General features: G+C 67.6%; 20 protein-coding genes and 5 pseudogenes. 8 read left to right on the top strand and 17 right to left on the bottom strand.

From position 1 onward, the window contains the following. The first annotated feature begins 146 nt into the window (after nt 1-146). Nucleotides 147-1070, top strand: coding sequence for a 5'-3' exonuclease (locus tag QUE33_RS02670; protein WP_286301769.1), 924 nt, complete (start codon nt 147-149; stop codon nt 1068-1070). Between the two features lie 16 nt (nt 1071-1086). Here the strand turns inward: QUE33_RS02670 and QUE33_RS02665 are convergent. After that, nucleotides 1087-2067 (bottom strand): annotated as a pseudogene (locus QUE33_RS02665) (PHP domain-containing protein); the annotation flags it as partial. Nucleotides 2068-2085: 18 nt separating this feature from the next. Beyond that, nucleotides 2086-3150 carry an anthranilate phosphoribosyltransferase gene (gene trpD / locus QUE33_RS02660; RefSeq protein WP_286301768.1) on the bottom strand — a complete coding sequence of 355 codons (1065 nt, stop codon included), beginning with the start codon at nt 3148-3150 and terminating at the stop codon, nt 2086-2088. Between the two features lie 176 nt (nt 3151-3326). Here trpD and ctaE point away from each other — a divergent pair, with 176 nt between their 5' ends. The 5 genes from ctaE to QUE33_RS02635 all read left to right on the top strand — a co-directional run bounded on the left by ctaE (nt 3327) and on the right by QUE33_RS02635 (nt 8266). Continuing rightward, on the top strand, nt 3327-3980 hold the full coding sequence (ctaE, locus tag QUE33_RS02655) for an aa3-type cytochrome oxidase subunit III (protein ID WP_434019611.1): 654 nt from the start codon (nt 3327-3329) through the stop codon (nt 3978-3980). Nucleotides 3981-4000: 20 nt separating this feature from the next. Beyond that, complete coding sequence (qcrC, locus tag QUE33_RS02650; RefSeq protein WP_286301767.1) at nt 4001-4834, top strand: cytochrome bc1 complex diheme cytochrome c subunit; 834 nt, start codon at nt 4001-4003, stop codon at nt 4832-4834. Between the two features lie 36 nt (nt 4835-4870). Continuing rightward, entirely contained in the window at nt 4871-5947 is a 1077-nt protein-coding gene (gene qcrA, locus QUE33_RS02645) for a cytochrome bc1 complex Rieske iron-sulfur subunit (protein ID WP_286301766.1), read from the top strand. Then, nucleotides 5944-7770, top strand: a complete 1827-nt coding sequence (gene qcrB / locus QUE33_RS02640; protein WP_286301764.1) for a cytochrome bc1 complex cytochrome b subunit — start codon at nt 5944-5946, stop codon at nt 7768-7770. The genes qcrA and qcrB overlap by 4 nt, the downstream gene beginning before the upstream one ends. A 76-nt stretch (nt 7771-7846) precedes the next feature. Beyond that, nucleotides 7847-8266, top strand: a complete 420-nt coding sequence (locus QUE33_RS02635) for a rhodanese-like domain-containing protein (RefSeq protein ID WP_286301763.1) — start codon at nt 7847-7849, stop codon at nt 8264-8266. A gap of 96 nt (nt 8267-8362) precedes the next feature. On the opposite strand, the gene QUE33_RS02630 is transcribed toward QUE33_RS02635, so the two are convergent. The 5 genes and pseudogenes from QUE33_RS02630 to QUE33_RS02610 form a co-directional block, all read right to left on the bottom strand. Beyond that, the gene (locus QUE33_RS02630) at nt 8363-8785 is read right to left on the bottom strand and encodes a cytochrome c oxidase subunit 4 (protein WP_286301761.1); all 423 of its coding nucleotides are present in this window, start codon (nt 8783-8785) and stop codon (nt 8363-8365) included. 3 nt (nt 8786-8788) lie between these two features. After that, nucleotides 8789-10519, bottom strand: coding sequence for an aa3-type cytochrome oxidase subunit I (ctaD, locus tag QUE33_RS02625; RefSeq protein ID WP_286301760.1), 1731 nt, complete (start codon nt 10517-10519; stop codon nt 8789-8791). A 3-nt stretch (nt 10520-10522) separates the two neighbouring features. Then, nucleotides 10523-11421, bottom strand: a pseudogene (gene ctaC, locus QUE33_RS02620) (aa3-type cytochrome oxidase subunit II). 89 nt (nt 11422-11510) lie between these two features. Further along, on the bottom strand, nt 11511-11873 hold the full coding sequence (gene erpA / locus QUE33_RS02615) for an iron-sulfur cluster insertion protein ErpA (protein WP_286301758.1): 363 nt from the start codon (nt 11871-11873) through the stop codon (nt 11511-11513). A 100-nt stretch (nt 11874-11973) separates the two neighbouring features. Further along, nucleotides 11974-13386: pseudogene (locus QUE33_RS02610) on the bottom strand (M20/M25/M40 family metallo-hydrolase). A 44-nt stretch (nt 13387-13430) separates the two neighbouring features. On the opposite strand from QUE33_RS02610, the gene QUE33_RS02605 reads away from it, so the two are divergent. After that, on the top strand, nt 13431-13991 hold the full coding sequence (locus tag QUE33_RS02605; protein ID WP_286301757.1) for a DUF3043 domain-containing protein: 561 nt from the start codon (nt 13431-13433) through the stop codon (nt 13989-13991). A 12-nt stretch (nt 13992-14003) separates the two neighbouring features. On the opposite strand, the pseudogene QUE33_RS02600 reads toward QUE33_RS02605, so the two are convergent. The 5 genes and pseudogenes from QUE33_RS02600 to dnaE form a co-directional block, all read right to left on the bottom strand. Then, nucleotides 14004-15025, bottom strand: a pseudogene (locus tag QUE33_RS02600) (quinone-dependent dihydroorotate dehydrogenase). Nucleotides 15026-15035: 10 nt separating this feature from the next. Then, nucleotides 15036-15512: a transcriptional regulator NrdR gene (gene nrdR / locus QUE33_RS02595; protein ID WP_286301756.1), complete on the bottom strand. Its 477-nt coding sequence runs from the start codon at nt 15510-15512 to the stop codon at nt 15036-15038. Nucleotides 15513-15523: 11 nt separating this feature from the next. Next, complete coding sequence (gene hisD / locus QUE33_RS02590; RefSeq protein WP_286301755.1) at nt 15524-16915, bottom strand: histidinol dehydrogenase; 1392 nt, start codon at nt 16913-16915, stop codon at nt 15524-15526. Further along, nucleotides 16860-18065 (bottom strand): hypothetical protein, encoded by a 1206-nt coding sequence (locus QUE33_RS02585; RefSeq protein WP_286301754.1) that lies wholly within the window; start codon nt 18063-18065, stop codon nt 16860-16862. Before QUE33_RS02585 ends, hisD begins: the two co-directional genes overlap by 56 nt. A 99-nt stretch (nt 18066-18164) precedes the next feature. Next, nucleotides 18165-21683, bottom strand: a complete 3519-nt coding sequence (gene dnaE, locus QUE33_RS02580) for a DNA polymerase III subunit alpha (protein ID WP_286301752.1) — start codon at nt 21681-21683, stop codon at nt 18165-18167. A 60-nt stretch (nt 21684-21743) separates the two neighbouring features. Here dnaE and QUE33_RS02575 point away from each other — a divergent pair, with 60 nt between their 5' ends. Next, on the top strand, nt 21744-22226 hold the full coding sequence (locus QUE33_RS02575) for an NUDIX hydrolase (protein ID WP_286301751.1): 483 nt from the start codon (nt 21744-21746) through the stop codon (nt 22224-22226). 8 nt (nt 22227-22234) lie between these two features. Here QUE33_RS02575 and QUE33_RS02570 read toward each other — a convergent pair. The 5 genes and pseudogenes from QUE33_RS02570 to QUE33_RS02550 all read right to left on the bottom strand — a co-directional run bounded on the left by QUE33_RS02570 (nt 22235) and on the right by QUE33_RS02550 (nt 25316). Further along, nucleotides 22235-23169: pseudogene (locus tag QUE33_RS02570) on the bottom strand (RluA family pseudouridine synthase). A 2-nt stretch (nt 23170-23171) separates the two neighbouring features. Further along, nucleotides 23172-23798, bottom strand: a complete 627-nt coding sequence (gene lspA / locus QUE33_RS02565; protein WP_286301749.1) for a signal peptidase II — start codon at nt 23796-23798, stop codon at nt 23172-23174. A gap of 7 nt (nt 23799-23805) precedes the next feature. Continuing rightward, nucleotides 23806-24402 carry a DivIVA domain-containing protein gene (locus QUE33_RS02560; RefSeq protein ID WP_286301748.1) on the bottom strand — a complete coding sequence of 199 codons (597 nt, stop codon included), beginning with the start codon at nt 24400-24402 and terminating at the stop codon, nt 23806-23808. A 147-nt stretch (nt 24403-24549) separates the two neighbouring features. Next, entirely contained in the window at nt 24550-24789 is a 240-nt protein-coding gene (locus tag QUE33_RS02555; protein ID WP_286303009.1) for a YggT family protein, read from the bottom strand. Nucleotides 24790-24848: 59 nt separating this feature from the next. Next, the gene (locus QUE33_RS02550) at nt 24849-25316 is read right to left on the bottom strand and encodes a cell division protein SepF (RefSeq protein WP_286301747.1); all 468 of its coding nucleotides are present in this window, start codon (nt 25314-25316) and stop codon (nt 24849-24851) included. Between the last annotated feature and the right edge of the window lie 12 nt (nt 25317-25328).

The raw sequence follows: 25328 nt of genomic DNA, 5'->3' as shown, positions 1-25328 counted from the left end.
CGCAGCTTCTGGCATGCCAGAATCAAGCCGAGGCGAATTGGTTGTGGATTTCGATGTCACGCAGGCATGCGGATGCTCGCCACGAGTGACACTCCAGATTATCAGATTCCCGGCTGCTCCCGCTCCCCCTCACCTAGGCTGATGCCGTGACCGACCGTCTGATGCTGCTCGACACCGCCAGTCTCTATTTCCGTGCCTTCTACGGCGTGCCCGACAGGGTGAAGGCGCCGGACGGTTCTTCGGTGAACGCCGTGCGCGGATTGCTGGACATCGTGGCGAAGCTCGTCACGCTCTACCGGCCGACGCAGATCATCGCCTGCTGGGACGACGACTGGCGTCCGCAGTGGCGCGTCGACCTCATCCCGAGCTACAAAGCGCACCGCGTCATCGAGGTGGTGCCCGGCGCACCGGATGTCGAGGAGGTCCCGGACCCGCTCCAGCAGCAGATCCCGCTGATCCGCGAGGCTCTCGGCGTGATCGGCATCCCGATCATCGGCGCCGCAGAACACGAGGCTGACGACGTGATCGGCACCCTCGCCACGTGCGCGACGCTGCCGGTGGACATCGTCACCGGCGATCGCGACCTGTTCCAGCTCGTCGACGACGCGCGAGACGTACGGGTGATCTACACGGCCCGCGGGATGAGCAATCTCGAGACCGTCACCGACGACACGATCCTCACCCGATACGGGGTGCTGCCATCGCAGTACGCCGATTTCGCCACGATGCGCGGCGATGCATCCGATGGCCTGCCGGGGGTCAGCGGGGTGGGCGAGAAGTCGGCTGCCGCACTGCTGCAGGCGCATGGCGACCTCCAGGGCATCCGCCTGGCGGCCGCGAGCGGACAGCTCAGCGCCGCCATGTCAGCGCGCTTCGCCGCAGCATCCGACTATCTCGACGTCGCACCCGCGGTCGTGCGCGTGGTGACCGATCTCGAGATCGTCGCGCCCGGAACGCCGGTGCGCGCGCTCGATCCGGCACAGGCGGATCCGGCGAATCTGCTGGCGGAGCGCTGGAACCTCGGTTCCTCCATGACCAGGGCGCTCGGCGCGCTGGCATCCGTCGGCTGAGCGCGGGATCACTCCCCGCCCACGCGCGCAGCTGCGCCAGGTCCCAGGTCGTGACGATGCGATCCGCGGGGATACCCGCCGCCTCGGCCCGCGCCGCGCCATGATCCAGCAGCGACAGCTGCCCCGGCGCGTGCGCGTCGGAGTCGATCGCGAACAGACAGCCCTCTCCCAGCGCGATCGCGATGAGCTCGTCCGGCGGGTCCTGACGCTCGGGACGCGAGTTGATCTCCACCGCGACGCCGTTCTCGGCACACGCCGCGAACACGGCGCGTGCGTCGAACTCGGATGCCGGACGGGTGCCGCGCTCGCCCTGCACCAACCTTCCCGTGCAGTGTCCGAGAACGTTCACGTGCGGGTCGGACACCGCCGCGATCATCCGGCGTGTCATCGAAGCGGCGCCCATGCGGAGCTTGGAGTGCACCGAGGCCACGACGATGTCGAGCTCCGCGAGCAGCTGCGCCTCCTGATCCAGCTCGCCGTCGTCGAGGATGTCGACCTCGATTCCGGCGAGCACCGTGAGGCCGTCTCCGGACTGCGCCCGCACGAGCGGGACCTGCTCGCGAAGCCGCTCAGGCGAGAGCCCGCGGGCGATGCGCAGTCGGGGCGAGTGATCGGTGATCGCGAGGTACTCGTGACCCAGCGCTCTTGCGGCCTGCGCCATCGCCTCGATCGGCGTCGTGCCGTCGGACCATTCGGTATGACTGTGCAGATCACCGCGCAGCCGCGCCCGCAGCGCGGACGCCCGCTCGGGCTCGACGGCGCCGCGCAGCTCGCTGAGATAGTCGGGCACAGTCCCCTGCTGCGCCTGCCGGATCACCTCGAAGGTGGACGATCCGATGCCCTTCTGCGCGCGCAGGCGCGCGGGGTCTCGTCGCGCCTCGTCCGGCAGCGCGTCGAGCACGGCCGCCGCGCGTCGGAATGCCTGGGCCCGGTACCGCGATGCACGCTCGCGCTCCAGCAGGCCGGCGATCTCCCGCAGAGCGTCGACGGGATCCATGGCATCGAGGCGGGCCGGTCAGGCCGCTGCGGTGTCCTGCGTGGCGCGGATCCAGACATCGAGCTTCGCAGCCGCACGACCGTCGTCGATGGCAGCGGCGGCGCGCTCGTAGGCCTCGCCCAGCCGCTCGACTATGGGCCGCTGGGTCAGCGCCGCATCGTGGGAGAGCTCGTAGGAGACGATGCCTGCCGCGGCATTGAGCAGCACGATGTCGCGCACCGCACCCTTCTCGCCATCCAGCGTGCGCCGCAGGATGCGGGCGTTGAGCTCGGGGGCGCCGCCGATCAGATCCGACAGATCGGCCAGTGGGATGCCGAGATCGCGGGGATCCAGGTCGTGCTCGTGGACGTCGCCCCTGGCGACCTCCCAGATGCGGCTGTGACCGGTGGTGGTCAGCTCGTCGAGTCCATCGTCGCCGCGGAAGACCAGCGCCGTGGCACCGCGAGTGCGGAACACCCCCGTGATCAGCGGCACGAGGTCGGGATTGGCGACGCCGACCGCGTTGGCCTCCGCGCGCGCCGGGTTGCACAGCGGGCCGAGCACGTTGAACACCGTCGGGACGGCGAGTTCGGAGCGCACGGCGCCGGCGTGTTTGAAACCGGGGTGGAACGCCGCAGCCCAGGCGAAGGTGATGCCGGTGCGCTCCAGCACGGATGCCACATGCACGGGATCGAGCGAGATGTTCAGCCCGAGGGCGGCGAGCACATCGGAGGAGCCCGAGGACGAGCTCGCCGCGCGATTGCCGTGCTTGACGACGGGGACCCCTGTGGCGCCGATGATGATGGCCGCCGTCGTCGACACGTTCACCGTGCCCACCCGGTCTCCGCCGGTGCCGACGATGTCGAGCACATCCGAGGAGACCGGCAGCGGCACGGCGGCCTCGAGGATCGCGTCTCGGAAGCCGACGACCTCGTCGACGGTCTCGCCCTTGGCGCGCAGCGCGATCAGGAAGCCGGCCAGCTGCGCCTGAGTGGCCTTGCCCTGCATCACCTGCCGCATCGCCCAGGTGGACTCCCAGACACTGAGATCACGCCTCTCCAGCAGAGTGGACAGCACATCGGGCCAGGTGAGGGAGTCAGCCATGACTGCGATCATAATCCGGCGATGGCGCGTGCAGTCTCCGCATGACGGCAGCGCGGCATCCTTCGCTGTCCCCAGGCGGATTCGCAGGCATTTCTTAGGTCCTCCTAAGTCTGGGAACAGCGAAACGGGCGAGGGAGGTGCAAGAATCACCGCGCAGAATCGGCCATAATGGGTCTGTGACCACCTCAGCGACGCATGCCCCGGCGGCAAGAACCATCAAGCGCCCCAATCCGGTCGCTGTCGGCACCATCGTGTGGCTCGGCAGCGAGGTGATGTTCTTCGCGGGACTCTTCGCGATCTACTTCACCCTTCGAAGCACCTCCCCGGAGCTGTGGGCCGACCGCACCGAGATGCTGAACGTCCCCTATGCGCTCGTGAACACGCTCATCCTCGTGGCGTCGTCGTTCACCTGCCAGATGGGCGTCTTCGCGGCGGAGGACCTGCAGCCGTACCATGTCGCGCGCGGCAAGGTGAACGCAGCCGGCCGCCGCCGCCTGTTCGGCTGGGGAATGGTCGAGTGGTTCTGGCTCACCTTCATCCTCGGCGCGATCTTCGTCAGCGGCCAGGTGTGGGAGTACGCACAGCTGGTCACCGAGGGGCTGCCGATCCAGGCCGACTCGTACGCCTCCGCGTTCTACCTCACCACCGGCTTCCACGCCCTGCACGTGACCGGCGGTCTGATCGCCTTCGTCCTCGTGATCGGACGCGCCTATGCCGTGAAGAACTTCCGTCACAAGGAGGCGACCTCCTCGATCGTCGTGTCGTACTACTGGCACTTCGTCGACGTCGTCTGGGTCGTCCTGTTCTTCGTCATCTACTTCCTGAAATGAGAGCGGAGCGTTTTTCTGACATGGCACGAGAGAAGAAGCACCGTTCGCGCGGCCGCCGCAGTCCCTTCGCCGCAGCCGCACTGATCGGCGCCGGGCTGCTGCTCACCGGCGGCGTCTACGCCGGCGCGACGGCAGCGATGGGTGCGACAGCCGACACGCAGACCAGCACCGCGGCCGAGCTGACGGTCGCCGACGGGCAGAAGCTGTTCACCGCCAACTGCGCGACCTGTCACGGCATGGATCTGCAGGGCACCAGCGAGGGTCCGAGCCTGATCGGCGTGGGCGAGCTGTCTGTCGAGTTCCAGCTGGCGACCGGCCGGATGCCGCTGCAGATGCAGGGGCCGCAGGCTCCGCAGAAGGCGCCGCAGTTCACCGAGGCGCAGATCCGCGCCATGGCCGCCTACGTGCAGTCCGTCGCCCCCGGCCCGACCTACCCGGAGGACTGGGTGCTCTCGGGTGAGGCCAATCCTGAGAACGCCTCCGATGAGCGCAACATCTCGAAGGGTGCGGAGCTGTTCCGCATCAACTGTGCGATGTGCCACAACGTCGCCGCCGCCGGTGGTGCGCTCACCGAGGGCAAGTACGCCCCGGCGCTGACCTCGACGAGCGCGCTGCACATCTACGCGGCCATGGTCACCGGTCCGCAGAACATGCCCGTGTTCGGCGACACGAACCTGAGCACCGAGGACAAGCGCGACATCATCGCCGCCCTGGTGTTCCAGCAGAACGAGGTCCAGGTCGGCGGATTCACGCTCGGCTCGCTGGGCCCCGTCTCCGAGGGCCTGTTCATCTGGATCTTCGGCATCGGCGCACTGGTCGCCCTCACCGTGTGGATCACGGCGAAGTCCAACTGACGCACTTTCATCGACGAACCACGCACGAGGAGCACCATGGCAAACGACGACGACACGCAGGCTCTGGAGCGGGCCTACCAGCCCTCACCGGGGCTGGGCGTCGCAGTCAGCGATCCCGCAGTGAATCCGGGAGTGCCGCCACACCGTGAGCGGATGACGGACAAGGATCCGAAGGTCGAGAGGACCGCGGCTCGCACCGTCTACACGCTCTTCTACCTGTCGCTGGCAGGCAGCATCTGGGCGGTCGCCGCGTACATGCTGTTCCCGATCGAGTCGGGTTCACTCATCGATGTGCGCTACAACAACCTGTTCATCGGCCTGGGCATCGCCCTCGCCCTGCTGAGCATCGGAATCGGCGCGATCCACTGGTCGAAGACACTGATGAACGACAAGGAGTTCATCGAGCACCGTCACCCGACGCGCGGTCGCGACAGCACACGCGAGGCGGCTGTCCAGGCGTTCGCCGACGCGAACGAGGAGTCCGGGTTCGGCCGCCGCACGATGATCCGCAACTCGCTGATCGCCGCCGTCGTGGCCTCCATCGTCCCGGGCGTCACGCTGTTCCGCGGCCTCGCACCGTTCGCCACTCCGGATAACCCGCAGGCCGGCGACCCGGTTGCCCTCCTGCAGCACACCATGTGGAAGGCCGGCACACGTCTGGTCCACGACCCCGAGGGCACGCCGATCCGCGCTGCGGACGTCACGCTGGGGTCGGCTGTGCACGTGATCCCCGAAGGGCTGAACGAACTCGGCCACGCGGGCGGTCTGCTCGAGGAGAAGGCCAAGGCGATCGTTCTGCTGATGCGCCTGCGCCCGGAGCAGCTGATCGAGTCCGAGGAGCGCAAGAGCTGGTCGTACAACGGCATCGTCGCGTACTCCAAGGTCTGTACCCACGTCGGATGCCCTGTCGCGCTCTACGAGCAGCAGACGCACCACCTGCTGTGCCCCTGCCACCAGTCGCAGTTCGACGTCACCGACCACGCCAAGGTCATCTTCGGACCGGCTGCGCGCCCGCTGCCGCAGCTGCCGATCGCCGTCGACGATGAGGGCTACCTCATCGCCACCGACGACTTCAACGAACCTGTCGGCCCGAGCTTCTGGGAGCGTCATTGAGCACCGCAACTCTTCACGAGGACACCAAGCCCGCTGACACGAGGGACAAGCCGCTCGGCGGCCGCTTCATCGGCGCCACGGCCAACTACATCGACGAGCGCACCAGCCTCTCCGGGTTCGTCAAGGAGCTCGGCCGGAAGATCTTCCCCGATCACTGGTCGTTCATGCTCGGCGAGATCGCACTGTGGAGCTTCGTCGTCGTCTTCCTGTCGGGCACGTTCCTGACATTCTTCTTCCAGGCCACGATGGTTCCCACGCACTACACCGGCGCGTACGAGCCGATGCGGGGCATCGAGATGTCGGCGGCGCTGGAGTCGACGCTGCACATCTCGTTCGATCTGCGCGGCGGCCTGCTGGTCCGCCAGATCCACCACTGGGCGGCGCTGGTCTTCGTCGCCGGCATCGGCATCCACATGCTGCGCGTGTTCTTCACCGGTGCATTCCGCAAGCCGCGCGAGCTGAACTGGGTGATCGGCTTCGTGCTGTTCATCCTGGCGATGGCCGAGGGCTTCACCGGCTACTCGCTTCCGGACGACCTGCTCTCCGGCAACGGCCTGCGCATCATCGACGGCATGATCAAGGGCATCCCGCTGATCGGCACCTGGACCTCGTTCCTGATCTTCGGCGGCGAGTTCCCCGGCAGTGACATCGTCGGTCGCCTGTACACGCTGCACATCCTGCTGCTGCCGCTGCTGGTGATCGCGTTCGTCGCCCTTCACCTCATGCTGATGGTCATCAACAAGCACACCCAGTTCGCCGGTCCCGGCCGCTCGAACGACAACGTCGTGGGCTACCCGATGATGCCGGTCTACATGTCCAAGATGGGCGGTTTCCTGTTCATCGTCTTCGGCACCATCGTGCTGATAGCCACCTTCTTCCAGATCAACCCGGTGTGGAACTACGGTCCGTACGACCCGTCACCGGTGTCGGCGGGTACCCAGCCCGACTGGTACATCGGCTTCGCCGACGGCGCGCTGCGCCTCGCTCCCCCGCATCTGGATGTTCCGCTAGGCAACTTCACCCTGTCGCTGGGCATCCTGATCCCGGTCGCCGTGCTGGGTGTGTTCATCGTCCTCGTCGCCCTGTACCCCTTCATCGAGGCCTGGGTCACCGGCGACAAGCGCGAGCACCACATCGCCGACCGCCCGCGCAACGCAGCGACGCGCACGGCCATCGGCGTCGCCGGCATGATCTTCTATGCGGTGCTGTGGGCGGCCGCATCGTCCGACCTCATGGCGACGCACTTCATGTTGACCATGGAGGGCGTGATCCACACGCTCCAGGCGCTGCTGATCGTCGGACCGGTGCTCGGGTACTTCATCACCAAGCGCATCTGCATCGCGCTGCAGAAGAAGGACCGCGAGATCGTGCTGCACGGCTACGAGTCCGGACGCATCGTGCGTCTGCCTGGTGGCGAGTTCGTCGAGGTGCACCAGCCGGTCGATGTGTACGACCGCTGGAAGCTCATCGACTACGAGACCTACCAGCCGCTGGTGGTCCGGCCGAACGCGAAGGGCCGCATCCCGTGGCACGAGAACCTGCGCTCCTCGCTCTCGCGCTGGTTCTTCGAGGATCGGCTGCAGCCGCTCACTCAGGCGCAGATCGACGCGGCGGATGCTCACCAGCAGCACGCCCTCGCGCACGATGCCGAGATCGAGGCCGAAGAGATCGCGGGTGCGCACGCGCGCGCAGGTGTGACCTCGGAGGATCAGATCGAGCCCGCCGACATCACGGTCGATGAGACGCCGAACACTCCGAGTTCGGTGATCGCCAAGGAGCCGGCGAAGAAGAAGCCGCGCAAGAAGTCGGAGGGCGGAGAGTAACCCTCCCCGCTCCCCGAAGAGGGCCCCGTCTGTCACAGACGGGGCCCTCTTCATTGCCCCGGGGTAGCCTGATCGCATGATCGATCGTGAGGACTTCTTCGCCGCCAAGCTCGCCTACGAGACCGATGGCAGCGACCTGTACACCGCTCAGAAGGCCGGTGAGGCGGTCGTGGTGATCGACGTGCGCACGGATGAGGCGTGGGCGCAGGGGCGCATCCCGGGCGCCGTGCACATGCATTACCGGGAGATCTCAGAGAGGGCCCCGAAGGAGGTTCCGGAGGGCTCCGAGGTGGTCGTGTACTGCTGGAGCCCGGGATGCAACGCCGGTGCCAAGGGCGCCCTGGAGTTCGCGAAGCTGGGCTACCCCGTGCGCGAGCTGATCGGCGGCTTCGAGTACTGGGTGCGCGAGGGTTACCCCGTCGAGGACCACGACGGGGTGCATCGCCGCCCCATCGATCCGCTCACCGGTGTGCCCCGCATCCGCACGAGGCCCTGACAGCTGGCCTCTCGGTATGCGCCGGGACGCCGATGCACAGCATGAACGACGAAGCACCCCCGGGTCTGAGGCCACGGGGGTGCTTCTCTGCTTCGGTCAGCGGGCGAAATGTCCGCGGTAGTACTCGTACACCCAGCCGACGATCGCAACCACGAAGATCGCCAGCCCGATCGGCAGCAGGAAATGCCCGACGGCAAGTCCGACCATGAAGACGGAGGCGGAACCGGCCAGGACGATCGGCCACCACGACCACGGGCTGAACTCGCCGAGCTCCGGGTCACCGTCATCGATGTCGGCGGTCAGCACGTCCTCGGGCAGTTCCCCGCCCTGTGCGCTGTAGGTCTTGCGCAGGTAGATCGCGATCATCGCGGCCATGAAGGCGATGAACAGCAGTCCGACCGTGCCGACCCACTCCACGTAGCCGTGGAACGGATCGAGCAGGTTCCAGACGGTGTAGACCGCGGACAGGATCCCGAAGAAGCCGACGAGGACCCACCAGACGACGATATTGGTGCGCATGGGTTACTTGGCCTCTCCGGTCGCGGCACCCACCGGCACGGGCTGCTCAGCCGCCTCGGGGTGGTTCAGGTCGAATGCAGGGCGCTCACTGCGGATGCGCGGGATGGACGTGAAGTTATGACGCGGCGGCGGGCAGGACGTCGCCCACTCGAGAGATGCGCCATAGCCCCACGGGTCGTCGACGGTGACCTTCGGCGCCTTGCGAGCCGTGATCCAGACGTTCAGGAAGAACGGCAGCATGGATGCGCCGAGGATGACGGCACCGATCGTGGAGACCTGGTTGCCCCATTCCCAGTTGTCATAGGCCGAATAGTCGGCGTAGCGACGCGGCATGCCGTCCACGCCCAGCCAGTGCTGCACGAGGAAGGTCATGTGGAAGCCGATGAACAGCATCCAGAAGTGGATGTAGCCGAGGCGCTCGTTCAGCATCCGTCCGGTCCACTTCGGCCACCAGAAGTAGAAGCCGGAGAACATGGCGAACACGACGGTGCCGAAGACCACGTAGTGGAAGTGCGCCACCACGAAGTACGAGTCGGTGATGTGGAAGTCCAGCGGCGGCGATGCCAGGATGACGCCGGTGAGCCCGCCGAACACGAACGAGACGAGGAAGCCGAGGGCGAACACCATGGGCGTCTCGAAGGTGATCGAGCCCCGCCACATCGTTCCGATCCAGTTGAAGATCTTCACACCGGTCGGGATGGCGATGAGCATCGTCATGAGCGAGAAGAACGGCAGCAGCACGCCGCCGGTGGCGTACATGTGGTGAGCCCACACCGCCACGGACAGCGCGGCGATCGAGATGGTCGCGTAGACCAGCGTCTTGTAGCCGAAGATCGGCTTGCGGCTGAACACCGGGAACACCTCGGAGACGATGCCGAAGAAGGGCAGCGCGATGATGTACACCTCGGGGTGCCCGAAGAACCAGAACAGGTGCTGCCAGAGCAGCACACCGCCGTTGGCGGGATCGTAGACGTGTGCGCCGAGTACGCGGTCTGCAGCCGCGGCGAGGATCGCGGCGGCCAGCACCGGGAACACCATCAGGATCAGCAGACTGGTGATCAGGGTGTTCCACGAGAAGATCGGCATGCGCCACATGGTCATACCGGGGGCGCGCATCGTGATCACCGTGGTGATGAAGTTCACGGCACCGAGGATGGTTCCGAATCCGGACAGGCCCAGCCCCAGCATCCACAGGTTTCCACCGGCCCCCGGCGAGAACGTGGCGTTCGCGAGTGGCTGATAGGCGAACCATCCGAAGGACGCCGCGCCCTGCGGGGTCAGGAAGCCGGCGACGGCGATGGTCGACCCGAAGGAGAACAGCCAGAAGGCGAAGGCGTTCAATCGCGGGAAGGCGACGTCGGGAGCACCCAGCTGCAGCGGCAGGATCGCGTTGGCGAATCCGGCGAACAGCGGCGTCGCGAACATCAGCAGCATGATCGTGCCGTGCATGGTGAACAGCTGGTTGTACTGCTCCTTGGTCGGCACGATCTGCATGCCGGGGGCGAACAGCTCGGCGCGGATGATCAGCGCCATCACACCACCGAGGAGGAAGAACAGCACCGAGGTGATCAGGTACATGTACCCGATGGTCTTGTGATCGGTGGAAGTGATCCACTTGACGACGATGTTGCCCTTCTGCTCCACGCGGGTGGAGCTGAGCAGCGACGCCTGACGGGGCGGAATCGTCGTGGGGCGCACACCCTGCAGCAGGTTGGGTTCAGCTGTGGTGGTCATGCCTTACTTCCCTTCCTCTTCGCCCGTGCTCGCGCCGGTGCCCGGAAGATTGCTGAGTCGGTCGTAGGCGTCGGTGATGTCGCCCGTGTTGCCCTCGTCACGGAGGGTCTGGAGGTATGCGTCGTAGTCGTCCTGAGAGACCACCTTGACGTTGAACAGCATCATCGAGTGGTATTCGCCGCAGAGTTCGGCGCACTTGCCGTCGTACTCGCCGATGCGCGTCGGGGTGAACGACCAGCTGTTGTCCTTGCCGATGTACATGTCCTTCTTGTACAGGAAGTCGATGATCCAGAAGGAGTGGATGGTGTCGCGCGACTGCAGGTCGATGGTGACCTTCTTGTCGACCGGCAGGTACAGTGTCGGCAGCTTCGTGCGGTCGATGTCGCCATTCTCGTCGGGATCGGCCTGGACCCCCATGGTCCAGACGGCGTCGGAGTTGTCCTCGGCCTCGCCGTCGTACTGGAAGTCCCAGGCCCACTGCTTGGCGATGGCGGTGATCTCGACGTCCGGATTCTCCCACGGCGTCTCGATATCGGCCTGCGCACGGGCGGTGAAGAAGAACATGCCCATGATGAGCAGCAGCGGGATGACCGTGTAGAGGATCTCGATCGGCATGTTGTAGCGCAGCTGCACCGGAAGACCGGTCTGCCCAGCGCGGCGGCGGTACATGACGACCGCCCAGCCCATCAGCCCCCAGGTGACGACGCCCACGATCAGCAGGATCACCCAGGAGGTGACCCACAGCCCGGCCACATTCTCCGTCTGGTTCGTCGCTGCCGGCGCACCGTCCTCGAAGCCGGGGAGGAAGCCGTGGAGCTCAGTGGCAGAACACCCTGCCAGAACCACGGCTGCCGCGACTCCCAGGGGAGTGCGGCCCAACGAAGGCGGCGTTTCGAGGGCACGATGCACCTTTCAGATCTCGGACAGGAGCGTGATCAAGTCTAGGGCAAGCTCACACCCTATTCATGCCAACCACGCAGGTTGAGGACGATCAGTGGAAGCTGTCACCGCATGCGCAGCTGCCCGCGGCGTTGGGGTTGTCGATCGTGAAACCCTGCTCCGCGATGGTGTCCTTGAAGTCGATCGAAGCGCCCTCGAGGTAGGGCACGCTCATGTTGTCGACGATGACCTCGACCCCGTCGAAGTCGATGGTCTCATCGCCTTCAAGGAAGCGCTCGTCGAAGTAGAGCTGGTAGATCAGTCCAGAGCATCCTCCGGGCTGGACGGCGACGCGCAGACGCAGGTCGTCGCGGCCCTCCTGCTCGAGAAGGCTCTTGACCTTCTGCGCCGCGGCATCCGTCAGCGAGACGCTGTGGGCGGCGGTGGTCTCTTCGGTCAGTGCGATGTCGCTCATGTCACTCCTTGCAGACGTGCAGCGCGGACGGCTGCTCACCCCGATCCTACCGCCGGTGCGCACCGGGAGGGTCTGCTCCCGCGGGTGCGCCGAAGGCCGGTCAGGATGCCGTGGCGCGCGCGTTCATGCGGCTCAGCAGCAGCGCCTCGGTGCGCACCGCGTTGCGGAACGTCTCCAAGTGCAGCGATTCGTTCGGGCTGTGCGCGCGGGAGTGCGGGTCCTCGACGCCGGTGACCAGGATCTGCGCACCGGGGAATTCGCGCACCAGGTCGGCGATGAACGGGATCGACCCGCCGACGCCGAGATCGGCGGGGTCGGCACCGTAGCCGTCGGCCATCGCCCCCTGGTGAGCTCCACCGCCCAGCCGTCGGTGTCGACCAGGAAGCCGTCACCGAGATCGACGTCGCTGAACGTCAGCTCCGCCCCGAACGGCGCGTGCGCCCGCAGATGCGCCTCGATCGCGGCGTAGGCGTCCTTCGCATCCTGGCCCGGCGCGACGCGCGCGCTGACCACCACGCTCACCTCGGGCAGCAGCGTGTTCGACGCCTGTGCCACGCTGGTGGCGTCGATCCCGGTGATCGTGATGGATGGCTTGTTCCAGATCCGGCCGAGGATGTCGTCCCGCCCGATCGGCGAAGCACCCGCGAGCAGGCCGGTCTCCTCGCGCAGTGTCTTCTCTGTGTATGCGGGCGTCTCCCCGCCCGCGCCGTCATGCCCTCCACGGCGACGGATCCATCGGTGTCCCACAGTGTGGCCAGCAGCGTGACGGCGGCCATCATGGCGTCGGGCACCGCCCCGCCGAACATGCCCGAGTGCGAGGCGTGCTCCAGGGTGCGGATGCGCAGCGTGAAGCGCGCATTGCCACGCAGCGAGACGGTCAGCCCCGGGGTGTGCGAATCGAGGTTGCCGGAGTCGGCGACGACGATGGCATCCGCCCGCAGCGCCTCGGCGTTGTCGCGAAGGAAGCGCGCGAAAGAGCGGGAGCCGTACTCCTCCTCCCCTCGATGAACAGCGCCACGCCCAGCTCCAGGTCGTCGCCGACCACCTCGGCGACGGCTCGCAGCGCGGCGATGTGCGCCATGATCCCGGCCTTGTCGTCCGCAGCGCCGCGGCCGTAAAGCCTCCCCTCGCGCACGGTCGGCTCGAACGGCGGCGTGTCCCACAGCTCATCGGATCCGGGAGGCTGCACATCGTGATGCGCGTACAGCAGAATCGTGGGCTTGCCGCCCCGGGCAGCGCGGGTGGCGAGCACGGCGGGCTGGCCGAGCTCGTCGGTGTCGTCGACGTGCGCGCGCAGCACCCGTACCTCGTCGAACACACCGGTTCCCCGGGCCAGCTCGGCGACGGCCTCGGCGCTGCGCTCCAGCTGGGTCTGGTCGAAGGCCGGCCATGCGATGCCCGGAATGCGCACGAGATGCCCCAGATCGGAGAGGGCGCTGGGAATACCGAGAGCGACCGCCTCGAGGACGGCGGAATCGGATGCCGGCTGCTCCGGCGATGAGGGCGAGGTCATGCGAGTAATCTTAAGGGGAACCCGATTCCGAACTGAGGTCGAACGTGCCCAAGCCCACCCCCGCCGCAGACGACGCCCCCGAGACGCCCGCTGTGGGCAAGGGACGCCCGACGCCGACCCGCGCCGAGCGCGAGGCAGCGAACCGGCGCCCCCTCGTCGCGAACACCAAAGAGGCGCGCGCAGCCGCCAAGGCCGATCTGCGTGCACGTCGCGAGCGCGCCCGGCTGGGCATGGAACGCGGCGAGGACAAGTTCCTGCCCGCCCGCGACAAGGGCCCGCAGCGCCGCTGGGTGCGCGACTACGTGGATGCCGGCTGGCACATCTCCGAGTGGCTGATGGCCGCCATGCTGCTGGTGATCCTGCTCAACCTCACGCCGATCCCCGAGGTCCAGGTGTGGGCGATGGTCGCCCTGTGGGGGTACATGCTGCTGGCGATCGGCGACATGGTGCTGCTGAGCATGCGCGTCAAGCGCAAGGTCGCCGCGAAGTTCGGGATCGAGCGCCGTGAGCGTGGTCTCGGCTGGTACGCCGCGATGCGGGCACTGCAGATGCGCTTCATGCGCCTGCCGAAGCCGCAGGTCAAGCGGCGCGCCTACCCGGCGTGATCTCCGCGCGTCTCAGCGCCCCCGCAGCCCGCGGTTGATCTGGCGCGCCCACAGCGGGCCCCGATACAGGAACGCCGTGTAGCCCTGTACGAGCGTCGCACCGGCATCCAGTCTCCGCTGCACGTCCTCGGCGGTCTCGACGCCGCCGACGGCGATGACGCAGAAGTCCGCCGGTACCGCTGCCCTGACCACCGCGAGCACCTCGAGCGAGCGCTGCTTCAACGGCGCTCCCGAGAGGCCCCTGCACCCGCAGCCTCGACCACAGCGGCATCCGTGCGCAGACCGTCGCGCGCGATGGTGGTGTTGTGCGCGATGATGCCGGCCAGCCCCTCGTCGACCGCCAGCTGCGCGATGGCGGTGATCTCCTCGTCGCTCAGATCCGGGGCGATCTTGACCAGCAGCGGTGTCGCCCCCGCCGCGTCCTTCACGGCGCGCAGCAGCGGCGCGAGGGTCTCGACGGCCTGCAGCCCGCGCAGTCCCGGCGTGTTCGGAGAGGATACGTTGACGGCCAGGTAGTCGGCGAGCGGCGCGAGCGCGGTGGCGGACGCCACGTAATCGCCGACCGCGTCTTCCACGGCGACCACGCGGCTCTTGCCGATGTTCGCGCCGATCACCGCGCGCGGCGCGCGGCGGCGCAGGGAGCGCAGCCGGCGGGCGGCGGCGTCCGCCCCCGCGTTGTTGAAGCCCATCCGGTTGATGACAGCGCGGTCGGGCACCAGCCGGAACAGCCGCGGCTTCGGGTTGCCCTCCTGCGGGATCGCGGTGACGGTGCCGATCTCGACGTGCCCGAAGCCCAGCGCGTCCAGCCCGCGCACGCCCACGGCGTTCTTGTCGAACCCGGCGGCGACGCCGAACGGCGAGGGGAAGGTCAGCCCGAGGGCGTGCACCTGCTGCTCGGGCCCCGGGGAGCTGATCGTGCGGGCGAGCCAGGAGAACGGCGGGACGCCGAGCACACGGATCACGGCCATGGCGGCGTGGTGCGCGAACTCCGGATCGAGGCGCGAGAGGACGTGGCGGAAGAGCAGCGAATACATCACTGCAAGGCTACCGGTCGCCGGCCGTCGCCTCGGCGTTCGCGTGATCGGCGCGCAGTTCTCTGATCGACCGCTCGAAGTCCTCCAGCGAGTCGAACTCCTGGTAGACGCTTGCGAAGCGCAGGTAGGCGACCTCGTCGAGGTCGCGGAGCGGTCCGAGGATAGCCAGGCCGATCTCGTTCGTGTCCAGCTGGGACACTCCGGTCTGCCGGACGGCCTCTTCGACGCGCTGCGCGAGCACCGCGAGATCCGCCTCGGTGACCGGGCGTCCCTGGCATGCCTTGCGGACTCCGGCGATCACCTTGTCCCGGCTGAACGACTCCAGCACGCCCGAACGCTTGATCACCATCAGGCTCGCCGTCTCGGTGGTCGAGAACCTGCCGCCGCACTCCGGGCACTGCCGTCTGCGACGGATCGACAGACCGTCGTCGCTGGTGCGCGAGTCGATGACGCGGGAGTCCGGATGCCGGCAGAAGGGGCAGTGCATGATCTGCCAGCCTACCCGGCTGCCGCCGCGCTTCCTGAGCGGGCGGCGAAGCGGGCCTCGACGGCCTCGCCGTGGGCCGGCAGCACTTCGGCATCCGAGAGCGCGACGACGCCGGCACGTGCCCTCGCGAGCGCTGCGTGGTCGTATTCGATCACCTGCTGCGGGCGCAGGAACGTGTAGGCGCCGAGTCCGGCGGCGTAGCGCGCCTGGCCCCCGGTCGGCAGCACGTGGTTGCTGCCCGCCATGTAGTCGCCGAGGCTGACGGGAGTCTGGTCGCCGACGAAGACGGCACCGGCGCTGGTGAACCTCTCCGCTGCGGCCGAGGCGTCCACCAGGTGCAGCTCGAGGTGCTCGGGGGCGTAGGCGTTGCTGAAGGCCTCCGCCATCGCACGATCGTCGACGAGGACGATCGCGGACTGCGGGCCCGACAGAGCGGCGGCGACACGCTCGGCGTGCCGGGTCTGCGCTGCGCGCTCGGCGACGCGCTCGGCGACGCGCTCGGCGAGTTCGGCGGAATCCGTCACGAGCACGGCGGACGCCTGCTCGTCGTGTTCGGCCTGGCTGACCAGGTCGGCGGCCACCAGATCGGGATCGGCGCTCTCGTCGGCGACGATGAGGATCTCGGTGGCCCCGGCTTCGGAGTCGGTGCCGACCACGCCCGCCACCACGCGCTTCGCCGAGGCGACGTAGTTGTTGCCGGGACCAGAGACGACGTCGACCGGATCCAGTCCGATGCCGGGCACGCCGTAGGCCAGTGCACCGATGGCGCCGGCGCCGCCGATCGCATACACCTCGTCGATGCCCAGCAGCGCCGCTGCCGCGAGGATGGTGGGGTGCACGCGGCCGTCGTGCGCGGCCTGCGGCGGCGAGGCGAGGGCGATGCTGGTGACACCGGCGACCTGAGCGGGGACGACGTTCATCACGACGCTCGACGCCAGCGGTGCCTTGCCGCCGGGGATGTACACCCCGGCACGGGTGACCGGCTGCCAGCGCTGCGAGATGCGCGCGCCCGGCCCGATCTCGGTGGTCTGCGGCGCGGGAACCTGCGCCGCGGATCCACGGCGCACGCGGTCGATCGCGCTCTCCAGTGCCGCACGCACCTCCGGATCGACGGAGGCGGCGGCCTGGGCCAGGTGCTCGGCAGGCACCCGGATGGCGTGCCCGGTGACGCGGTCGAATCGCTCGGCCTGATCGCGCAGCGCGACTTCACCGCCGGTGCGCACGTCGTCGACGATCGTCTCGGCGGCCGCGAGGGCTTCGGCGCGCGCCTGTGCGGCACGGGGGACGGATGCGAGCATTCCCACGGGTGTGAGGCTCTCGCCGCGGAGATCGATCGTACGCACTGTGTCAGCCCTTCGTGATGTCTGTGATGTCGTGGAGATAGCCGATCCGGCCGTCGTCATGTCGCACGACGAATGCCCCGCCACGGTCTTCGATGACCAGCGCCCACGCCGCCGGTCCGATGCGGAACAGCGGATGCCCGTGCTCATCGAGCACCTCGCGCTCCGTGGGGGCGAGGATCCAGAAGGGGCGCTGGTCGGTGCTGAGCTCCGGCTGGTGGGACTCCGGCTGGTGGGACTCCGGCTGGTGGGACTCCGGCTCGCCGGACTCGGGATCCGTGTCACGGGGCTCGAGCTCGGGCTCGGGACCGCGGACCTGGCCGTTGCGCGTACGCCGCAGCGGCGCCTCAGGGCCGGCTGAGGCCGCCCGGTCGCTCGTGTCGGTCGCCTGTCCGGCTTCCGTCGCCTCGGCGACATCCGCGTCCTCAGAAGCATCCGTCGCGTCGGAAGCATCCGTCGCGTCGGCGGTGACCGCACCGGAGAGCGGGATCGACTCGATCACGCGGGTGGCATCGTCATCCGCCGCTGTCGCGGCGAGGGGTTCGCCCCGGGGTGCGGGATCGGTTTCGATCCCGGCAGCGGCCCGCTCGCGGCGCGGACGGGCGATCACGGGACGGACGGGATTCGCATTGCGATGGGCGAGCGTCTCCATGCGGCCGTGGAAGTCATCGCGCAGACGCGGGATCAGCGGTGCGGTGACGGTTGCGGCCACCAGCGCGAGCATCGCGGCCTCGGCGACGACCGGCACCCACCCGACCAGAAGCATTCCGGTGTCGATGCTCACGGCGATCTGGCGCCAGAGCAGCTGTGCCCAGACCACGGCGGCGACGGAGACGGCCACTGAGGCGAACTGGTCGATGCCCAGGGATCCGACCCGTCGGATCCCGTCCGGGGAGAAGCGACGCAGCACCACCAGGAAGACCGCGGCCGTCGGAAGGCCGATCGGGAGGATCCAATCGATCCCGCCGGTCCACACCGATCCGGCATGCTGCGACACGGAGAAGAACGAGACGACGAAGGCGACCGCCCAGGCCGCGACGATGATCAGCTCTCGCAGCGTGAAACCGAGGATGCCATACTCCGGCTCCACCTGTTCCTCGTAGTAGATCGCATCATCCGGAAAGGAGGCCGCGTCACCCGGGGAGATCACGTCATCCGTCTCGCCGAGCTCGGGGTCGGTCGAGTCGGGTCCGGTCGGTTCGGGGGTGCTCATCGAACGGGTCCTCTCGTCTCGGTCACGTTCTCTCGCGCCCCCGATCCTACCGAGCAGTGGTGCGCCAGCCTGAGAGAAGCGTCGTTCAGTGAAATCGGCTCAGCCCAGGCACATCGGCCCGAGCAGTGACTTCAGGTCGCCGAAGAGGTCGGCGGAGACGGTGACCGGCATGGGCACCTCGAACACCTTCGCCGCTCCCCCGCGATGCACGCGCAGCAGCACCTCTGTGTCGCCAGCATGCCGACGAAGCACCTCTGCCAGCTCGAGCATCGTCCGCTCGGTCGCGCGCTGCTCGGCCACCAGCAGCGAAAGCGGGCCTGCAGCGTCGAACGATCCGATGTCGGGGGCGAACGCCGACTGCGCGTGCAGGTTCAACCCGTCGTCACGACGGGATACCCGGCCGCGCACGGCCAGGATGGCGTCCTGCTGCAGGGTGTGCTGGTACTCGGTGTACGTCTTGCCCATGAACATGACGGTCACCTCGCCGTTGAAGTCCTCGACGGTGATCATGCCGTAGGGGTTGCCGCTCGCCTTCGCCACCCGGTGCTGTACGCTCGTGACCAGGCCGGCCACCGTCACCTGATCGCCGTCCTGCAGGTCCTCCGACGTGAGCAGGTCGTTGATCGAGATCGATGCGTGCTTGGCCAGCGGCACCTCGAGCCCCGCCAGGGGATGGTCGGAGACGTACAGGCCGAGCATCTCGCGCTCGAAGGCCAGCTTGTCCTTCTTGATCCATTCCGGCCGCTCGGGCACCTTGGCCGGCGGTGCCTCCTCGGATCCGTCGTAGAGGCTGTCGAAGTCGAAGCCGATGGCGCCCTGTGCCTCGTTGCGCTTGCGATCCACGGCTGCCTCGACGGCGTCTTCGTGGATCTCCAGCAGCGCACGACGGGTGTCGCCCATCGAGTCGAACGCGCCGGCCTTGATCAGCGACTCCACGGTCCGCTTGTTGGCGACATGCAGCGGCACCCGGTCCAGGAAGTCGTGGAACGAGGTGAACGGCCCGTCGTCGCGCGAGGTCACGATGCCGTCGACGACGTTGCTGCCGACATTGCGCACGGCGCCCAGACCGAAGCGGATGTCCTCGCCGACGGCCGCGAAGAAGTTGATCGACTCGGATACGTCGGGCGGGAGCACCTTGATGCCCATCCGACGGCACTCGTTCAGATACACCGCCATCTTGTCCTTCGAGTCGCCGACGCTGGTCAGCAGCGCCGCCATGTACTCGGCGGGGTAATGCGCCTTCAGATATGCGGTCCAGTACGAGACCAGCCCGTAGGCGGCGGAGTGCGCTTTGTTGAACGCGTAATCCGAGAACGGCAGCAGGATGTCCCACAGCGCCTTCACCGCGCCCTCGCCGAACCCGCGGTCGATCATGCCCTGGTGGAAGCCCTCGTACTGCTTGTCCAGCTCGGACTTCTTCTTCTTGCCCATCGCGCGTCGCAGGATGTCTGCCTGACCCAGACTGAATCCCGCCACCTTCTGTGCGATCGCCATCACCTGCTCCTGATAGATGATCAGGCCGTAGGACTCCTGCAGGATCTCGGCGAGGGGCTCCTCGAGCTCGGCATGGATCGGCGTGATCTCCTGCAGGCCGTTCTTGCGCAGGGCGTAATTGGTGTGCGAGTTCGCGCCCATCGGACCCGGCCGGTACAGCGCGATGAGCGCCGAGATGTCGCCGAAGTTGTCGGGCTTCATCAGGCGCATCAGCGAGCGCAGCGGCGGACTGTCGAGCTGGAACACCCCGAGCGTGTCGCCCCGTGCGAGCAGATCGTAGACGGCGCGGTCATCGAGACCCAGGTGCTCCAGGTCGAGCTCCTCGCCGCGGTTGGTGCGGATGTTGTCGAGCGCGTCGGAGATGATCGTGAGGTTGCGCAGCCCCAGGAAGTCCATCTTGATCAGGCCGAGCGATTCGCAGGACGGGTAGTCGAACTGCGTGACGATCTGGCCGTCCTGCTCGCGCTTCATGATCGGCACGATGTCCAGCAGCGGATGCGACGACATGATCACGCCGGCCGCGTGCACGCCCCATTGGCGTTTGAGCCCCTCCAGCCCCAGCGCACGGTCGAAGACTGTCTTCGCCTCGGGGTCGGTCTCGATCAGCGCCCGGAACTCACTGGCCTCCTTGTAGCGCGGGTGCGCCGTGTCGAACATGCCGTCCAGGGGCATGTCCTTGCCCATCACCGCCGGCGGCATGGCCTTGGTCAGCCGGTCGCCCATGCTGAACGGGAAGCCGAGCACGCGTCCGGCATCCTTCAGCGCCTGCTTCGACTTGATCGTGCCGTAGGTGACGATCTGCGCGACGCGGTCGTCGCCGTACTTCTCGGTGACGTAGTCGATCACCTCGCCGCGACGGCGGTCGTCGAAGTCGACGTCGAAGTCGGGCATCGAGACGCGGTCGGGGTTGAGGAAGCGCTCGAAGATGAGCCCGTGCTCGAGCGGGTCGAGGTCGGTGATCCTCATCGCGTAGGCGACCATCGATCCCGCACCGGAGCCGCGGCCGGGACCGACGCGGATGCCGTTGTCCTTGGCCCAGTTGATGAAGTCGGCGACCACGAGGAAGTAGCCGGGGAAGCCCATCTGCAGGATGATGCCGAGCTCGTACTCGGCTTGCTGGCGCACACGGTCGGGGATGCCGTTCGGATACCGGTAGTGCAGCCCCTTCTCGACCTCCTTGACCAGCCAGCTGTCCTCGGTCTCGCCCTCGGGCACGGGGAAGCGCGGCATGTAGTTCGCCGAGGTGTCGAATTCCACCTGGCAGCGCTCGGCGATCAGCAACGTGTTGTCGCACGCCTCGGGGTGGTCGCGGAACAGCTGGCGCATCTCCTGGGCGGTCTTGATGTAGTAGCCGTCGCCGTCGAATTTGAACCGGTTCGGATCGTCCATGGTCGACCCGGACTGCACGCACAGCAGCGCCTCGTGCGCGTCGGCCTCGTGCTGGTGCGTGTAGTGCGAATCGTTGGTGGCGACCAGCGGGATGCCCAGATCCTTCGACAGCCGCAGCAGGTCGCTGACCACACGGCGCTCGATGGACAGACCGTGATCCATGATCTCGGTGAAGTAGTTCTCCTTGCCGAAGATGTCCTGGAACTCGGCTGCGGCCGCCCGCGCCGCATCGTACTGGCCGAGGCGCAGCCTGGTCTGGATCTCGCCCGAGGGGCATCCGGTCGTCGCGATCAGGCCCTTGCTGTACTTCTGCAGCAGCTCGCGATCCATCCGCGGCTTGAAGTAGTACCCCTCCAGGCTGGAGAGCGAGCTGAGCCGGAACAGATTGTGCATGCCGCCGGTGTTCTCGCTCCACAGCGTCATGTGCGTGTAGGCACCCGATCCGGAGACATCGTCGCTCTTCTGATCGGGCGATCCCCACGCGACCCGCGACTTGTCGCTGCGGTGCGTGCCCGGCGTGACGTATGCCTCCAAGCCGATGATCGGCTTGACTCCTACGGCGTTCGCCGCCTTGTAGAACTCGAATGCCGCGAAGGTGTTGCCGTGATCGGTGACGGCGATCGCCGGCATCCCGTAGTCGGCCGCAGCCTGGGTCATGGAGGCGATCTTCGCAGCGCCGTCCAGCATCGAGTACTCGCTGTGGACATGCAGGTGCGCGAAGGAGTCGGAGGCCATGATTCGAGCCTACCTTCGGCATCCGACAGGCGAGCGGGGCGCCGAAGGTATGGTCGACGTATGGCGACCCCTGATTTCGTGCTCGCGCTGCGCGAGCGCATCGGCCATGCCCCGCTCCCGCTGGTGGGCACGACTGCGGTCGTGTTCCGCGACGAGAAGGTGCTGCTCGGCAAGCGCGCGGACAACGGCGCTTGGCAGGCGATCGCCGGCATCGTGGAACCCGGCGAGGAGCCGGCCGACGCCGCTGCCAGGGAGTGCATGGAGGAGGCGGGGGTGGTCGTCTCAGTCGACCGGGTCGCTCTGGTGCACCAGCTCCCGCGCATCACCTACCTCAACGGCGACCAGGTCGACTACCTCGAGATCGTGTTCCGCTGCACCTGGGTGTCGGGCGAGCCTCATCCGGCCGACGGCGAGCTCACCGAGGTCGGCTTCTACGACCTCGCGGAGATGGATGAGGTCGACAGGGAGCATGTCCGCAAGATCGCCCTCGCCCTCGCCGAGGACGACGCGGCGCACTTCCACGGCGGGCGCGCGGGGCGCTGAACCCGGCCTCAGTCGTCCGAGGCCCGTCCGGGGTCGAGCACGTCGAGAGCATGCTCGAAGTCAGCCGGATAGGGCGACTCGAAGCGCACCCACTCCCCCGTCGCGGGATGCGCGAACGCCAGCCGGTGGGCGTGCAGCCACTGCCGGGTCAGTCCCAGCCGGGCGGAGAGAACGGGGTCCGCCCCGTAGAGCGGGTCGCCCACGCACGGATGCCGATGAGCGGCCATGTGCACGCGGATCTGGTGCGTGCGGCCCGTCTCGAGGTGGATCTCCAGCAGTGAGGCGCCCGGGAACGCCTCGAGTGTCTCGTAATGGGTGACGGATGCCTTGCCGTCCGGGACGACCGCGAACTTCCAATGATGGTGCGGATGCCGGCCGATCGGCGCGTCGATCGTGCCGGCCAGCGGGTCGGGATGACCCTGGACCACCGCGTGATACACCTTCTCGACCGTGCGCTCCTTGAACGCGCGCTTGAGTGCCGTGTATGCGGATTCGGTCTTGGCCACCACCATCAGGCCGCTGGTGCCGACGTCCAGCCTGTGCACCACCCCTGACGTTCCGGTGCACCGCTGGTGGCGATCCGGAAGCCTGCTGCGGCCAGTGCTCCCACCACCGTGGGGCCCTCCCACCCCACCGACGGGTGCGCCGCGACACCTGTGGGCTTGTCTACGACCACGATGTCCTCGTCGTCGTGCACGATGCCCAGCTCCGGGACGGCGACCGGGACGATCCGCGGCTCCTCCTTGGGCGTCCAGCTCACCTCGAGCCATCCTCCGGCGTGAAGCCGGTCGGATTTGCCCAGCGGCACGCCGTCGAGGCTCACACCGCCTGCTTCGGCGATGTCGGCGGCGAAGGTCCGCGAGAAGCCGAGCATCTTCGCCAGCGCAGCGTCGACGCGCGATCCCTCCAGCCCGTCGGGAACGGGCAGACTGCGAGTCTGCATGCTCAGCCCTCTGCGGCCGTGCTGGTGGTGCCCGGTCCGATCGCGCTGTCCTCGGTCGGGGCTGCTTCGCGCTCGGCCGCGTCGTCCGTGGCTGCGGCATCGGCCCGCTCCGCATGATCGCGCTCGCGAGTGCCGTCCAGGCGCAGCCCGATGACCACCAGCAGCGCGACGGCGATCATGCCGGTGACGATGAACATGTCGGCGACGTTGAAGATCGCCGGGAGCATCCACGGCATCGAGATCATGTCGATGACATGACCTCGCCCGAACCCCGGTTCCCGGAACAGCCGATCCGTGAGGTTCCCCAGCACACCGCCGAGCAGGCAGCCGAGCACGACCGCCCATAGCCGCGAGCGCACGCCCACGGTCTTCCAGACGATGACAACCGCGACGACGGCCAGCGCGATCGTGAAGATCCACGTCATCCCGGCACCGATCGAGAACGCCGCACCGGAATTGCGGATGTAGAACAGCTGCAGGAACTCCCCCAGCACCGGAACGACCTTCTCTGCGGGAAGATGCTCGACGGTGAGGTGCTTGGCAAACTGATCGGCGGCCAGCACGAACGCCGCGAGGATCGCGACGATCGCACCGGCCGCCGACCGACGAAGGGGACGACGTCCTGTCAAGGGTGACCTACAGGCCGATGGCCGAGACGGGAGTGGAGTCGGTGGACGACTGCTGGTCGAGATCGCGCAGCTGGCTCTCGATCATGGTGCGCAGCTTGCTGCGGTAGTCGCGCTCGAACTCGCGAAGCTCCGTGATACGCGCCTCGAGAGTGTTGCGCTCGCGCTCGAGACGAGCGGATTCCTCACGCTGCTTCGCCTCGGCCTCGGTGCGGATGCGCGCGACCTCGGTCTCGGCCTCGGCGATGAGCTGTCGGCGCTTGGCCTCGCCCTCGGCGACGTGCTCATCGTGCAGGCGCTGGGCCAGCTCGATGATGCCTGCAGAGGTGCCCGTGGCGGATGCCGCAGTGTCCGGCGCGGGGGCGGCTTCGACGGGTGCTGCCGCGACCGGTGCCGCTGCCGCGGGGGCGGGAGCTTCGGCCTGGGCGCCCTGCCCCGACTCGAAGGCCGCGAGCTTGGCCTTCAGCTCGTTGTTCTCCTCGATGGTCTTGCGCCATTCAACGACGATCTCGTCGAGGTAGTCGTCGACCTCTTCGGGGTCGAAGCCGTCCTTGAAGCGGACGTGCTGGAACTCCTTGTGGACGACGTCATCCGGGGTAAGTGCCATGGGTGGCTCCTCTTTCGATGAGTTCTTTTCGGCCAGTCGTTGAAGATGGCGCGGTGTTCTTCAGACGCGTACCCGGGGCGCGCATCTGGGAGCCAAGCATAGCCCCCTGTCTGTGCGGCGCGAGACGAGCTCCGCACGAGAGCCCTGTCAGAGAGCACGCGCGATGGTCATCAGAATGAGCACGACGATCATCGTCAGCGCAAAGCCGAAGTCCAGCGAGATCGTACCCATCCGCAGCGGCGGGACCAGTCGGCGGAAGAAGCGGATCGGCGGATCCGTCAGCGTGTAGACGGCCTCGGCGAGGACCAGGCCCACGCCCTTGGGACGCCAGTTCCGGTTGAAGAGCGGTATGTAATCCAGCACCAGCCGGGCGATGAGCACCAGCATATACAGCGTCAGCACCAGCTCGGCGATGCCGCCGATAATGCTGAGAATCGCTCCCAAGGTCAGGAGTCGAACGAAGCCGGCGCCGCCTGGGCGATGCCGCCCTGGCCGGATACCGCGATGTTCTCGGGCGAGAGCAGGAACACCTTGCTGGTGACCCGCTCGATCCGCCCGTACAGTCCCAGCGACAGCCCGCTGGCGAAGTCGATCAGACGACGCGCATCGGCATCGCTCATCTGAGACAGATTGATGATCACGGGGACTCCGTCGCGGAAGTTCTCAGCGATCACCTGAGCGTCGCGGTACTGCTTCGGGTGCACGGTGAGGATCTCGTTGACCGCACCCGCCGCCGGCTGGCGCACGGCAGTGGGCCGGCGGAGCGGCGTCACGGGGGCGGGCGCCTGCTCCTCCCGCTCCCGCTCGCGCTCACGCGATGCGCGGACGGGGGCCTGAGGGGCCTCGTCCTCGTAGACCTCTTCCTCGTCGGCGAGGCCGAGATACACCATGGTCTTCTTCAGCGGGTTACCCATCGTGTCCTCCGG

This window comes from Microbacterium suwonense, from assembly GCF_030296555.1.
Taxonomy (GTDB): Bacteria; Actinomycetota; Actinomycetes; order Actinomycetales; family Microbacteriaceae; genus Microbacterium; species Microbacterium suwonense.
Note: the sequence above shows the minus strand (reverse complement) of the source record. Positions and strands in the feature narration are given on the sequence as shown.